This window comes from Caballeronia catudaia, assembly GCF_001544755.2.
Lineage (GTDB): Bacteria > Pseudomonadota > Gammaproteobacteria > Burkholderiales > Burkholderiaceae > Caballeronia > Caballeronia catudaia.
The window spans coordinates 160,375-174,039 of the sequence record NZ_FCOF02000006.1 but is presented as its reverse complement, the minus strand read 5'-3'; the positions used below and the strand labels follow the sequence as shown (position 1 = coordinate 174,039).

Below are 13,665 nucleotides of genomic sequence, written 5' to 3'. Positions count from 1 at the left end.
GCTACTGTAACCAAATCCGGCCTTACCCGTTGTCGGCGCCGCCGGCGTCTTCGCGCCTGTCTGCCGCATCGGGCATTGCTTCGCCTTCGCTTCCCGGTGCGGCCTGTTCGGTCGACTCACCGGACCGGCGCTTCGCGTTGCTGCGACGCCGCCGCTTCTTCGGGCCGCTCTTCTCCTTGCCGCCTTGCGACAACAGCGCTTCGCGTTCGGCGTGATCGCCGCTGATGAAATCGCTCCACCATTGACCGATCTCGGCATCGAGCTCGCCCGATTCGCAACGCAGTAGCAGGAAATCATACCCCGCTCTGAATCTTTGGTGTTCCAGCAGCTTCAGCGCGCCGCGGCCGCGTTTTTCCAGCCGATGCTGAAGCCCCCAGATCTCGCGCATGTCCGACGAGAAGCGCTTATGGATCGCGAGCTTTTCGGTCTGCATGTCGAGCACGTCGTCCATCGCGCGATGCAGCGCGGGCACCGGATACTCGCCGTTGGCCGTGAATTGCTGCCAGCGCGTCTGCACGTCATGCCACAAGAGCGTGGCGAACAGGAAGCCCGGCGAAACCGGCTTGCCCGCGCGCACGCGCTCGTCCGTGCTGGTGAGCGCGAGCGTGACGAACTTCTCGCCGTGGGGCTGTTCGAGCACGACATCGAGCAAGGGCAGCACGCCATGATGCAAGCCTTCCTGACGCAGCCGTGTGAGACAGGCGAGCGCGTGACCCGACAGAAGCAGCTTCAGCATTTCGTCGAAGAGACGCGCGGCTGGCACGTTGTTCATCAGGTCCGCGAGATCCTTGATGGGCGCGCGCGTGGCTTCGTCGATCTCGAAGCCGAGCTTCGCCGCGAAGCGCACGACGCGCAGCATCCGCACCGGATCTTCGCGATAGCGCGTGGCCGGATCGCCGATCATGCGCAACAGGCGCGCGCGGATATCGGCCATGCCGTCGTGATAATCCAGCACGGTTTGCGTGGCCGGATCGTAGTACATCGCGTTGATGGTGAAATCGCGGCGCGTGGCGTCTTCGTGCTGCTCGCCCCAGACGTTGTCGCGCAGCACGCGGCCGCTCGAATCGACGGCGTGCGTGCGGCCATCGAGCTCGCCGCGTCTGAGTCGCCGCGGCGGTTCGGCGGATGGCTCCGGCGGCGCGTCCATCAGCGCGCGAAAAGTGGATGTCTCGATGATCTCCTGCCCGAACTGCACGTGCACGATCTGGAAGCGCCGCCCGATGATGCGCGCGCGGCGGAACAGCTTCTGCACCTGATCGGGCGTGCCGTCGGTGGCGACGTCGAAGTCTTTTGGCGCTACGCCGAGCAGCAGATCGCGCACCGCGCCGCCGACGATGAACGCGCGATGCCCCGCGTGTTGCAGGCCTTCGGTCACGCGCACGGCGTTCTTCGAGATCAGCGACGGATCGATGCCGTGAATCTCCGACGACAGGATCACCGGCACGTTCGGGTCGCGCTTCACGGGCGCGGCGGCTTTCTTGCGCGTGCTCTTGCGAGCGGGCTTCGTGTCGGTCGAAGCAGTCGGAGTGTCGTTCGCCGCGCCCTCGTTGCCTGCGTCGGCAGGGGCGCTTTCTTGCCCGAACAGCTTGCGGATGAGTTTTTTAATCACGTGTGTCGAACAGGTTCAGGATGCGCCAGCCTTTGGCTTGCGCGTGCGCGCGCAGGGTGTCGTCGGGATTGGTCGCGACCGGGTCGGTGACGCGCTCGAGCAGCGGAATGTCGTTGTGCGAGTCGCTGTAGAAATAGCTGTGCCTGAAGTCGCCGAGCGTCTTGCCGATCGACGCGAGCCATTGCTCGACGCGCACGATCTTGCCTTCGCGATAGCTTGGCGTGCCCGTCGGCCGGCCGGTGAGCGCGCCCGCCGGATGATTGTCGACGGTTTCGACTTCGCAGGCGATCAACGTTTCGATGCCGAAGGCTTCCGCGATCGGCGCGGTGATGAACGCGTTGGTCGCGGTGACGAGGCAGCACAGATCGCCGTCGTCCTGATGCTCGCGCACCAGCGTCACGGCGGCCGGCACGATGCGCGGGTTGATCACCTCGCGCATGAACTGGGCGTGCCAGTCGGTCAGTTGCTCGCGCGAATATTTCGCGAGCGGCGCGAGCATCGCATGCAGATACGCGTTGATGTCGAGCACGCCCGCCTTGTAATCGGCGTAAAAGGCATCGTTCTGACGCGCGAAGGAATCCGCTTCGACGATGCCGAGTTTCACCATGAAGCGACCCCATTCGTGGTCGCTGTCAGTGGGAATGAGCGTGTGGTCGAGATCAAAGAGGGCGAGGTTCATGGGTGCGCATTTTACTTGAAGCGGGTCGGAGCGTTGTCCGGCGCGGCTAGCGGGGATTGCGCATCGTCCGTTGCGACGAATGCGAGCGGCGCGGCGCGTCCCGTTTGCTGGAGCATCGCGCGCAGGAGAGGGCGGGTCACCGCACGCTTCTGTTCCAGCGAGAAGCGGTCGAGCTCGTCGAGCAGCGCCATGAGGCTCGGCATGTCGCGACGGAAGTGCGTGAGCAGATAGCCCGGCACGTCTTCCGCCAGAACGATGCCACGCTCGCGCGCCGCGTGTTTCAGCACCGACACCTTCGCATCGTCCGAAAGCGGCTGGAGATGGAAGACGAGGCCCCAGCCGAGCCGCGTGCGCAGGTCTTCGCGCACGGTGAGGGCGAGCGGCGCGCCGTTGCCGGTCGCGACGAGCGCGCTCGTGGGATGCGCGCGCACTTCGTTGAAGAGATTGAAGAGCGCGATCTGCTGGGCGGGCGACAGGCGGTCGCAATCGTCAACGGCATAGAGCGTCACGCGCGGATCGAAGCCGAATGCGTTGAGCGCGCTTTGCGGGCTCAGATAGCGCGCATGGCCGTTCGCTTCGTGCGTGAGCGCCTGCAGCAAGTGGCTCCGGCCGCTGCCCGGCTCGCCCCACACGTAGAACGTGCGGTCCGCGACGGGACCTGCCGCGAGCGCCCCCTCGAGCTCGCGCAGCCGCGCGATCACCTCGTGATTGCCGGCGGCGAAGAAATTGTCGAAAGTGGCGGGCGGCGGCGTGCCCAGATCGAGCGTCAGTTGGCGTTGCACGGGAGATCGGTGTCGTCGGGCCTTGCGTCGGGCATATCTTGAAAACCGGCAGATGAGCCATGCGGGCGCGCGCAAAGCCGCTTCGGACCGTTCCGTGCGCGTTTCGCGGCTGCGCTCATTCGATCACGCTGGATCTCGAAAAGAGCGCCGCCGGCGCATGTCGCGCGCGCGGGAAATCCGGTCGTCGGGTCATCATCGGGTAAAATCGCATTTTACCGACCTTCTCGCACTCCCCCCATGAATCAACCAAAATCCGCCTCTGACACCCAGGGTTTGTCGTATCGCGACGCGGGTGTGGACATCGACGCGGGCGATGCGCTCGTCGACCGCATCAAGCCGTTTGCCAAAAAGACGTTGCGCGATGGCGTGCTGGGCGGCATCGGTGGGTTCGGCGCGCTGTTCGAGGTGCCGAAGAAGTATAAGGAGCCGGTGCTCGTGTCGGGCACGGACGGCGTCGGCACCAAGCTGCGCCTCGCGTTCACGCTGAACCGGCACGACACGGTCGGCCAGGATCTCGTCGCGATGAGCGTGAACGATATTCTCGTGCAGGGCGCCGAGCCGCTCTTTTTCCTCGATTACTTCGCGTGCGGCAAGCTGGATGTCGATACGGCCGCGGACGTCGTGAAGGGCATCGCGCAGGGTTGCGAATACGCGGGCTGCGCGTTGATCGGCGGCGAGACGGCGGAAATGCCCGGCATGTACCCGGACGGTGAATACGACCTCGCCGGTTTCGCGGTCGGCGCGGTGGAGAAGAGCAAGATCATCGACGGCAGCACGATCAAGCCGGGCGATGTCGTGCTGGGGCTCGCGTCGAGCGGCATTCATTCAAACGGGTATTCGCTGGTGCGCAAGATCATCGAGCGCGCGAACCCGGATCTGGACGCCGATTTCGACGGCCGAACGCTTGCCGATGCGTTGATGGCGCCCACGCGCATCTATGTGAAGCCGTTGCTGTCCGCGATGCAGAGCGTCACGGTGAAGGGCATGGCGCATATCACGGGCGGCGGTCTCGTCGAAAATATTCCGCGCGTGCTGCGCGAAGGGCTGACCGCGGAGCTGGATCATCGCGCGTGGCCCTTGCCGCCGCTCTTCGCGTGGCTGCAGAAGCACGGCGGCGTGGCGGATGCGGAGATGCATCGCGTGTTCAACTGCGGCATCGGGATGGCGGTGATCGTCGCGGCCGAAGATGCCGATGCGGCTACCGGGTTGCTGTCGGGTGCGGGTGAGCAGGTCTGGAAGATTGGCGTCGTGCGCGAGAGCAAGGAAGGGGAGGCGCAGACGGTGGTGGTTTGAGTCGTTTGCTCCGGCTGTACAGACAGAACCCTCGCCTGGTGCGAGGGTTCTGTCTTTGAGGGGTCACATAGGCCGCATGTATTTCGACGCAACCTGCTGCGGATTCGGTCCCAATTGCTTGACGAGGAAGTCGGTAGCAATCTTGTTGTAGGCTGGTCTCGGATCGACGTGCGAAACGCCGTTCGTCAGGCGAGGCGGACGCATTCGGGCATGAACCATCCGCCCGGTACAGCGCGCCGTCGATTTCGACGATCCAGTTCGCGTCCTCCACGTGCAGACCGGTAGAGGCGCCGATCACCCTCATGTAGCAATGGCCGCCGAACGGCCACTTCGGTGCTTTCTTGGCTTAAGAAACGATCGCGCACGAGCTTTAGATATGACTTTTCAGACTCTTGCAGTCCGCGTGATCGCTGCCACCGGCCGCTCCGTCGCGTCCCCCTGCGGCAATCGACGAGGACGCGCCAGCGTGAGTCGCTACCAATTGCAGGTAGCGCCATATTGGTAGCAACCGCTCGGCTTCACATTCACCTTGTGGGTCTGCTGAGGACTTGCGCCGAGCTGCCCGATAAGAAACGCGGCGGCGGTCTCGTTGAACGCAGGACTCGGAGCGACGATCGGGAAAGGCTTGGTCGACATCGGATCGGACACCGGGAGCGCCATGCTGTCGCCAGCCGTAATCATCGTTGCGCTATACATTTCACCGTTGTACTCGACGAGGTATCGATCGGTCGTCGTGAATGAATACGCGGCGGCCCCCATGCCCGGAGCCGTCGTGTAGCGATAACCGCCCAACGTGGCAACCTGTTTGCCAAACGACTTGACAAACTGGTCGAACGTATAGTTCGGCCACGGTTTTTTCGAAAGGTCGACGCGAAGGAACGTCGTCTGAGCCGTGTAAGTCGGCACGTACATCCGCGAGCCCGCCGGCATGAGCGTCGTGTCGCCTGCCGGGAAGACCAGCCTGGGCATATTCACCGTGAGCGGATTCACTACCCCCACGATCATGGGAGCTACACCAGCGAGGGGCAGAAGTCCCCCTGGTCGCGCTTCCTCGTGTCCTCCCTGAAAGTGATCGGCGACCGAGGTCACGGTCTGTCCGGAAACATCCTGCACATCGAACTTCACCCGATAGAGCGGCGTGGACATGCCCGATACGCCGAAATCGAAGCCATCTGGCAGTTTCTGGAATATCTTCGTTGCAGGGCCGAGATCATCGTAGGGCAGCACGTCGGCAGGGAATGCGCCTTCGGCTGCGACAAACACGACCTTGCTGGTTTGCAGCGCGTCGTTTCCGGTGAGCGGTGTGTAGGATTGGCGCAGCGTAGTATCGAGTCCGTCAATGACTCCAAGCCGGGTGCGCGTCATGCCGGTTTCGCCTCGGGCGCCGCCCGTTTCCGTGCTCTGAATGGAATTCCACCCGAATATGTAATACCCGCTCCCGGCCTGCGTGTTGAAAATATCATCGAAAAAACCCGCGGCGGTGCTCGTTTGATTCGCGGCGTCCGAAGCACCCGACGGTGCACTTGCGCTCTTCGCCACGCTCGCGATATCACCGCTGCTCACACCATCGGCGCCGCCGCATGCGCTTAAGATTGCCGCGGCCATCAAGGCGACGATGGGCATGAGACGCGTGCGCATCAGAGGCCGGCCATTTCGTTCGTTTCTTGTCTTCATTGCGTTTCACCTGGTTTCAATCAGTTTTACGGGTTCGTCGTCAACAACTGTCTAAAAGCAATCATTATGGATTGCTAAATAAAATACCTGTTTGAAGACAGCCGGCGCGATAACACGCCGCTCGGCGAAGCGCTTGAATGCTAAGCTCAAGAAACGATCGTGCGCAAGCTTTCGATATGACTTTTCAGACTTTCGCAGTTCGCGTGATGGCTGCCACCGCCCGCTCTGTCGCGTCCTCCGCGCAGCAATCCACGACGACTCTCTCCGGCATCGCCCTCAACCACGTCAACTGCCGCTTGCACAACTGCCGCGTCGCGAACACGCCCTTGTCGCACATTTCGTCGTAAGCGAAGGCGCCGTCGAGGTACTCCCACGCCTGCCGATAGCCGACGCAGCGCATCGACGGCATCGAAAGATTCAGATCGCCGCGCGCACGCAACGCGCGAACTTCGTCGATGAAACCGTGCGCGAGCATCGCATCGAAGCGTGCCTCGATACGCCCGTGCAGCACCGCGCGATCCGACGGCTCCAGCGCGATCGGCACGAAGCGATACGGCGTATCCGCGTCCTGCGAACGCGGCGCGGCGAGCAGCGCGGACATCGGCTTGCCGGACAGCATGAAAATTTCGAGCGCGCGCTGAATGCGCTGAGAATCGTTCGGTGCGAGCCGCGCGGCCGTCGACGGGTCGACCACGGCCAGACGCGCATGCAACGCGGGCCAGCCGTCGCGCTCGGCGTCGGCATCGAGCGCGGCGCGCACGTCGGCGTCGGCGGAGGGAAGGTCGTTGAGGCCTTGCGTCAGCGCCTTGTAGTACAGCATCGTGCCGCCGACCAGCAACGGCACCTTGCCACGCGCGACGATCTCGTCGACGAGCCGCAGCGCGTCCGCGCGAAACTGCGCGGCGGAATACGTATCGGCGGGATCGATGATGTCGATCAGATGATGCGGCGCCGCCGCACGCTCCTCCGCGCTCGGCTTCGCCGTGCCGATATCCATCTCGCGATAGACGAGCGCCGAATCCACACTGACGATCTCGACCGGATGCCGCGCCGCGAACGCGAGCGCGGCGGCGGTCTTTCCAGACGCCGTCGGTCCGAGCAGACAGGCTACCGGCAAAAGGCTCATTGTCCGCGCATGAAAAGCCGGTCGAGATCGGCGAGTGTCAACTGATACCACGTCGGCCGGCCGTGATTGCACTGATCCGCGCGCTCGGTCGCTTCCATCTGGCGCAAGAGCGCGTTCATTTCATCGAGCGTGAGGCGGCGATTCGCGCGCACCGCGTTGTGGCAGGCGAGCGTGCCGAGCAGTTCGTGCTGGCGTTCGGTGAGCACGCGCGAACCGCCGTAAGCCAGCAGATCGGCGAGCACGGCGCGCGCGAGCGACTGCAGATCGGCATCCTTCAAGAGCGCGGGCACGGCGCGAATCGCGATCGATGTCGGCGAAAGCACCGCGAGATCGAAGCCGAGCGCGTCGAGCGTGTCGCGCTCTTCCTCGACGATGCCGATTTCGACCGGCTCGGCCGTCATTGTCACGGGAATGAGCAGCGGCTGCACCGCGATCGCGCGATCCACGAGCGCGTGCTTGAACTGTTCGTAGAGAATGCGCTCGTGCGCCGCGTGCATGTCGACGATGACAAGTCCGCGTGCGTTCTGCGCCAACACATAGATGCCGTGAATCTGGCCGACGGCGAAGCCGAGCGGCTGTTCGTCGTTGCTATTGAGCGGCGCGTGGTAAGCGGGCGTTTCCTCTGCTGCCCACGCCACAGCCGGCGACGGTTCATCGCGCGTGGTCGTCGCGTCAAGCGTGCCCGCGCCGGCATCCTTGCGGCCGAAGAGCGCGTCGTACAGCGCGAGCGGCTGCGCGACCGGCAGCGTGCCTTGCGTCATGCGCGACTGACGCATCCATGTCGAGCCGTTCTCGCTTCTCAGGCTCAGCGTTTCCGGCGCGCTGGTGAAAGGCTTCGCACTGAACGATGCCGGCCCGGTCGGCTGCAACTGCGCCGCGTGCCCGCCCGATGTAGTCTCCGGCGACGCGCCCGCATGCCGCGCGAGCGCGCGCTGCACGGCGTGAAAGACGTACTGGTGGATCGAGCGCGAATCGCGAAAGCGCACTTCGATCTTCGACGGATGCACGTTCACGTCGACCGACTCGGGCGGCAGATCGAGAAACAGCACGTACGCGGGATAGCGGTTGCCGTGCAGCACGTCCTCGTACGCGGCGCGCACGGCGTGCGTGAGCAGCTTGTCGCGCACGAAGCGGCCGTTCACGAAGAAATATTGCTGATCGGCGCGGCCGCGGCTCGCGGTCGGCAAGCCCGCGCAGCCATACACGGCAAGCGGTCCGGCGCGCTCGTCGAGCGGCAGATGCGAGGTTTCGAACACTTCGCCGAGAATCTTCGCGACGCGCGCCTGCGGATCGCTCGCGTTCCAGTGCTCGACGGCGCGGCCGTTGTGCATCACCGAAATCGCCACGTCCGGCCGTGCGAGCGCCGTGCGCCGGATCACTTCCAGGCAATGCCCGAGCTCGGTCTGCTCGCTTTTCAGGAACTTGCGGCGCGCGGGCGTGTTGAAGTACAGCTCGCGCACTTCCATCGTGGTGCCGACGGTGCCCGCGGCGGGTGAGATCGCGCCGGTCTGCGCGTCGATGCGCGTGGCGTGCGGGCAGCTTTCGGTGCGGCTCGTGATGAACAACTCGGCGACGGACGCGATCGACGCGATCGCCTCGCCGCGAAACCCGAGCGTGGCGACGGCTTCGAGCTCGGCGAGCGAGCGGATCTTGCTCGTCGCGTGGCGCATCAGCGCGAGCGGAAGTTCGTTCGGCGGAATGCCGCAGCCGTCGTCGGCGACCATGATACGTTTCACGCCGCCTTCGTCGAGCGTGATGCGCAGCGTGCGCGCGCCCGCGTCGAGCGCGTTTTCCAGCAGTTCCTTGACCACCGACGCCGGCCGCTCCACGACCTCGCCCGCCGCGATCTGGCTGATGAGCTGGTCGGGCAGCGGGGCGATGGCGCGCGAACGGCGCGCGTCATCGCCTGTCAAAGCGGCTGCCGAGCTGTCGGCTGCGGCGCCGGCGAAGGGTTCGTTGAGATCGGCCATGACGAAATTATAACGTTCGCGACCCATCGCCTTCTTCGCGGGTCCGCATCCGTCCAAGTCCGCCAACCTGACGCATGTGAGCGTCGGGACACGGTTTTTTAACCGGCGCGACGCGTCACTTCGGTATCATGGCGCGACTCCCACGTTCGTTGCCGATGCGCCTTTTTTGCGGCGCCGGCGCAATTTCTTTCGAGGAAAGCTTTTTGGACACGCTGCTGCAATTCCTGGGACTCATCCTTCACATCGACAAGTCGCTCGGTGTCTTCATCCAGAATTACGGCGCCTGGGTCTACGCGGTCTTGTTCCTGATCGTGTTCTGCGAAACCGGGCTCGTCGTGTTTCCGTTCCTGCCGGGCGATTCGCTGCTGTTCATCGGCGGCGCGTTCGCCGCATCGCACGAGATGGATCTGTTCGCGCTGATCGCGCTGCTGCTCGTCGCGGCGGTCTTCGGCAACACGGTGAATTACTGGATCGGGCGAGCGATCGGGCCGAAAGTCTTCGACACGAACATCCCCGTGCTCGAACGCTTTCTCGACCGGGCGGCGCTTCAGAAGACGCATAACTTCTACGAGAAGCACGGCGGCAAGACCATCGTGATCGCGCGTTTCGTGCCGGTGGTGCGGACCTTCGCGCCGTTCGTTGCGGGCGTCTCGTCGATGAGTCACGCGCGCTTTCAGCTCTTCAATATTATGGGCGCGCTCATCTGGGTGCTGCTGCTGGTATTGCTCGGCTACTTCTTCGGCAACATTCCGTTCATCAAGCAGTATCTGAACGTGATCGTGCTGGTGGGCATCGGTGCGGCGATCGTGCCGGTCGCGATCGGCGCGCTGTGGAAGATGAGCCGTCGCAATTCGAAGGCATGAGGTTGAATCGACTGCCGCGAGGCCGCCGGACGACGGCCTCGCGCGCGCCGTGAGCCGCTTCAGCGGCGGCGGAACAGGCGGACGATGAAAAGCAGCACCACCGCGCCGATGACGGCCGTGATCAGCGTCCCGAAGATGCCGCCGCCGAACGAGATGCCGAGCGTGCCGAAGAGCCATCCGCCGATGACGCCGCCGACGATGCCCACGATGATGTCGACGATCACGCCGAAGCCGCTGCCGTTCATGATGAGACCGGCGAGCCAGCCGGCCACGCCGCCGATGATCAGACTGAGGATGATGCCGTGTTGCATGATTTGCATACGCTGAAACTCCTGTGAAATTGAGAATGGCGGGATGCGGGCGGCGCCTGCACCCGGGCGCGGGGAATGTAGCGGAAATGACGGCGGCGGGGGGCATGATGACTGTCACAGATTGTCAAGCCAATCGGACGCGATGAATCTCGGCGGCAGACGCCGCGAGCTCCGGCGGTTTACGTCAAAAATTTAGAATGCCAAAGGGTTATGTCGGCCATTTCGCGAAGTGTGTCGTTTAGGTCACTGTGACGAAATTAGTTCTGTAATGTTTTATGCTGGCGGGGTTTGTGTTTCTTCAGATTTTGGGATTCGTTTGGGGCGAGCGGGCACGGGCGGTGGCGAAGGCGTTCGCCGTTCTCGCGCTCACGGCGCCGATATCGGGCTGCGGCATCTTTCAATGCGTCGGCACCGCGATATACGGCGTCGGCTTGAACATTTGTTCGTGATGAGGGCGCCGCGTGCGAGCGCGGCAGACAAGTTAGAAGAGTCAAGACGACGAGCATGGAAAAGCTGGTGATGGCGCACAAGAAAGCATGCGGACCGAAGCCCCGCGCGGCAATTGCGAGCATGACGCTCGTGACGGCGATTGCGGCCGGATTGGCGGGATGTACATCGACGCCGCGCACGCCCGCGCCGATCGTCGAGAATTCGGCGTTGAGCGCGCCGCCGGTCGTGCAGAGCACGTCGCCAAGCGTGACGCCGGCGCCAGTCGTGCCGCTCGGGCCGGCCACGGGCGCGGCTGCATCCGTCGAGCCGGGCTTTTACCGCGTGAAGCCGGGCGATACGCTCTACGCCATTTCGCGCAACTTCAAGCAGAAGCCCGCCGATCTGGCGAAGTGGAACAATCTGCCCGAAAGCAGGCAGGTCAATGTCGGGCAGGTGCTGCGCGTGACGCAGCCGGGTACATCGGCGCCATCGAGCGCTGCCGCGGCCTCCACGCCGTCGAAGATCGCGCAGCCGCCGCTCTTGCCCACGCCGGAAAAATCCGTGGCCCAGAAGCCGGCGACGGAAAAACCTGCGGCGAGCGAAGAGCATCAGCCCGCCGTCGCCGCGAACGCGCCCAAGGGCACGTTCGTCTGGCCCGTGCATGGCGAGGTCGTGCGCAAGTTCGGCGCGAGCGGCAACAAGGGCATCGATATCGAAGGCAAGGTCGGGCAGCCCGTCAAGGCGGCGGCCGCCGGCAAGGTCGTGTACGCGGGCAGCGGCTTGCGCTCCTACGGGCGCATGATCATCGTCAAACACGGCAACGATTATCTGACCGCTTATGCCTATAACGAGAAACTGCTCGTGAAGGAAGGCGATTCCGTCAAGCAGGGCTCCACGATCGCCGATATGGGCACCGGGCCGAGCGGCACGCCGGCGCTGCATTTCGAAGTGAGGAAGTCGGGCGCCGCGGTCGATCCGATGCCGCTGCTCGGCGCCGCCGGCGGCTGATCCGGCGCGCGCGCAAAGGGAGTATCGAGGTGAAAAAGACCGTGATTGCCGCGCTGGCCGCGGCGGTGTCGATGTCGCTGCTGTCCGGCTGCGATCAGCAGCAGAGCGAGGAAGCGTTGAACAAGCTCAAGGCGTTTTTCAATGCGGTTAAGCCGGACAATCTGCTCCTCAAGAACCTGCAGCCGGGGATCACGACCGAAGCGCAGATACGCGATCAGATGGGCGAGCCCGAGACCGAGCGCACCTTCACCGATGGCAGCAAGCGGCTCGAATATCCGCGTGGGCCGGCGGGCACGAACACCTATATGGTCGATCTCGATGCGAACGGCCGCTTCGTCTCCGTGACGCAGGTGCTGACCGCGGAGAATATCGCAAAGGTGCGGCCCGGCATGACGATGGACGAAGTCCGCAGACTGCTCGGCAAGCCAACCGAGATCGCGGAATACCGGCTGAAGAAGGAGCGCGTCTGGAGCTGGCACTGGCTCGAAGACGGCGTCAATCAGGACGCCATGTTCAACGCCCATTTCGGACCCGAAGGCACTGTCGTGACGACGTCACGCTCCGAGTCGATCCGCGGCGGCCAGCGCTGATCTCACATATACGTACGATGACCGATTCTCCTATTCTCGAAACCCGTCTTCGGCTGATGGACGAAGCGGCGAGTTATCGCGAGCAGATGCTCAAAAACGCCGGTCAGAAACCGGTTCCGGTCTGGGAATGCGGACGCGGCCATCGCTGGGACAAGACGCTCGACATCACGCAGAATGTGCGCTGCATGAATTGCGCGTCCGAGCGGCGCGACCTCGAGACCAGGCGCTTGCGCGAACTGGCGGACGTGCGCGGCGGCGTGCTGCTCTCCCACCATTATGTGGACGCCGCGACGCCCTTGAACTGGAAATGCGCCTACGGCCATGTCTGGGACGCCCATCCTGACGCGGCATCGCGCCACTGGTGCACCCAATGCGCGCGGATGGTGTTTGCCAGCTATCGCTGATTCCGGCTCAGGCGCCGTTCAGCGCCGCGATCAGTTCGTCCGTCGCCAGTAGCGCGTGCGCGAAGGTGCGCGCGTTGATTTCGTGCGCGGCGTGCAGCGCTTCGTCGGAGAAGGCGGCGGTCGCGTCGCGCACGAGCGTGACGTGATAACCGAGTTCGGCGGCGAACCGTCCCGTCGCTTCGATGCACGTATTCGCAACGAGCCCGATCAGGATCACGTGCGAAATGCCGCGCTGCTTCAGCAGGAAATCGAGGTCGGTGTTCGCGAAGCCGCTGCTCATCCAGTGCTCTTTCGCGATGACATCGCCGGGCTGCGGCGCGAACGCCGGAAACCACTCGCCGCCCCATGTTCCCTTGCCGAAGACGAGTGATTGCGCCGCCGTCGACAGATACGGCGACGGATGCGCCCACGCGTCGATGTCGCCTGGCTCGAAACGTCGATGCGGCACGATGAACACGGGCAGGCCGAGCCCCCGCACGGCCGAGGTCACGCGCTTCAGGTTTTCGTGCAGATGCGCCGCGTTGCGCGTCTGCGCGACGCGCGGCCAGAGCTTGCCGCCATCGGCGAGAAAGTCGTTGTAAGGGTCCACGAACAGCAGAGCCGTGCGGTCGTTCGGATAAGCGCTCATTGTCTGTCTCCGCTCGCTACATCGGGAACCACCGCGCCAATACGCGCGGTTCGGCGTCGGCTCATGTTACGCGCGCCAGGCGGCGGACATCGCAAACCGTGCAACGCGGGCATCACGGAAAAAGAAATGTATGGTCAGCCGTCACTTTGCAACCTCGAACCGTGCACTAAGATAAAAGGGCTTGCGCAAATGTATCCGGGCTCGAAATGGGCGCGGATCAGAGCGCCCGGCCCTCGATGAGAAGCCGCACCCGACTGTCCTTAAAAAAGCCTCAGTCTGCAGGACTGGATCATTTATCA

Annotated in this window: 13 protein-coding genes; 5 read left to right on the top strand and 8 right to left on the bottom strand. The window is 64.0% G+C overall.

Annotated features, from left to right (window positions below; translation table 11 throughout):
• Positions 1–22: 22 nt before the first annotated feature.
• From pcnB to hda, 3 genes are read right to left on the bottom strand one after another with little or no spacing between them, the layout of a single operon-like run.
• A complete protein-coding gene (gene pcnB, locus AWB75_RS09030; protein ID WP_061123734.1) occupies positions 23–1,609 on the bottom strand; it encodes a polynucleotide adenylyltransferase PcnB in 1,587 nt (528 codons plus the stop codon).
• Positions 1,602–2,288 (bottom strand): histidinol-phosphatase, encoded by a 687-nt coding sequence (locus AWB75_RS09025; RefSeq protein ID WP_061123733.1) that lies wholly within the window; start codon positions 2,286–2,288, stop codon positions 1,602–1,604. The genes pcnB and AWB75_RS09025 overlap by 8 nt, the downstream gene beginning before the upstream one ends.
• An 11-nt stretch (positions 2,289–2,299) precedes the next feature.
• On the bottom strand, positions 2,300–3,070 hold the full coding sequence (gene hda, locus AWB75_RS09020) for a DnaA regulatory inactivator Hda (RefSeq protein WP_061123732.1): 771 nt from the start codon (positions 3,068–3,070) through the stop codon (positions 2,300–2,302).
• Positions 3,071–3,307: 237 nt separating this feature from the next.
• Between hda and purM the strand changes: the two genes are divergently transcribed.
• A complete protein-coding gene (purM, locus tag AWB75_RS09015; protein WP_061123731.1) occupies positions 3,308–4,363 on the top strand; it encodes a phosphoribosylformylglycinamidine cyclo-ligase in 1,056 nt (351 codons plus the stop codon).
• Positions 4,364–4,837: 474 nt separating this feature from the next.
• Here the strand turns inward: purM and AWB75_RS09010 are convergent, their stop codons facing one another.
• The 3 genes from AWB75_RS09010 to mutL form a co-directional block, all read right to left on the bottom strand.
• Positions 4,838–6,037, bottom strand: a complete 1,200-nt coding sequence (locus tag AWB75_RS09010) for a hypothetical protein (RefSeq protein WP_143746413.1) — start codon at positions 6,035–6,037, stop codon at positions 4,838–4,840.
• 184 nt (positions 6,038–6,221) lie between these two features.
• Positions 6,222–7,163, bottom strand: a complete 942-nt coding sequence (gene miaA / locus AWB75_RS09005; protein ID WP_061123729.1) for a tRNA (adenosine(37)-N6)-dimethylallyltransferase MiaA — start codon at positions 7,161–7,163, stop codon at positions 6,222–6,224.
• Positions 7,160–9,133: a DNA mismatch repair endonuclease MutL gene (gene mutL / locus AWB75_RS09000; RefSeq protein WP_061123728.1), complete on the bottom strand. Its 1,974-nt coding sequence runs from the start codon at positions 9,131–9,133 to the stop codon at positions 7,160–7,162. The genes miaA and mutL overlap by 4 nt, the downstream gene beginning before the upstream one ends.
• Positions 9,134–9,336: 203 nt before the next feature.
• Here mutL and AWB75_RS08995 point away from each other — a divergent pair, with 203 nt between their 5' ends.
• Complete coding sequence (locus tag AWB75_RS08995; protein WP_061123830.1) at positions 9,337–9,996, top strand: DedA family protein; 660 nt, start codon at positions 9,337–9,339, stop codon at positions 9,994–9,996.
• A 59-nt stretch (positions 9,997–10,055) separates the two neighbouring features.
• Here the strand turns inward: AWB75_RS08995 and AWB75_RS08990 are convergent, their stop codons facing one another.
• Positions 10,056–10,307, bottom strand: coding sequence for a GlsB/YeaQ/YmgE family stress response membrane protein (locus tag AWB75_RS08990; RefSeq protein WP_061123829.1), 252 nt, complete (start codon positions 10,305–10,307; stop codon positions 10,056–10,058).
• 504 nt (positions 10,308–10,811) lie between these two features.
• On the opposite strand from AWB75_RS08990, the gene AWB75_RS08985 reads away from it, so the two are divergent.
• The 3 genes from AWB75_RS08985 (at position 10,812) to AWB75_RS08975 (ending at position 12,738) form a co-directional block, all read left to right on the top strand.
• Entirely contained in the window at positions 10,812–11,744 is a 933-nt protein-coding gene (locus tag AWB75_RS08985) for a peptidoglycan DD-metalloendopeptidase family protein (protein ID WP_061123727.1), read from the top strand.
• A gap of 71 nt (positions 11,745–11,815) precedes the next feature.
• On the top strand, positions 11,816–12,334 hold the full coding sequence (bamE, locus tag AWB75_RS08980) for an outer membrane protein assembly factor BamE domain-containing protein (protein WP_061123828.1): 519 nt from the start codon (positions 11,816–11,818) through the stop codon (positions 12,332–12,334).
• Between the two features lie 56 nt (positions 12,335–12,390).
• The gene (locus AWB75_RS08975) at positions 12,391–12,738 is read left to right on the top strand and encodes a hypothetical protein (RefSeq protein WP_235012046.1); all 348 of its coding nucleotides are present in this window, start codon (positions 12,391–12,393) and stop codon (positions 12,736–12,738) included.
• Between the two features lie 7 nt (positions 12,739–12,745).
• On the opposite strand, the gene AWB75_RS08970 is transcribed toward AWB75_RS08975, so the two are convergent.
• Complete coding sequence (locus tag AWB75_RS08970; protein ID WP_061123725.1) at positions 12,746–13,366, bottom strand: isochorismatase family cysteine hydrolase; 621 nt, start codon at positions 13,364–13,366, stop codon at positions 12,746–12,748.
• Positions 13,367–13,665: the final 299 nt, after the last annotated feature.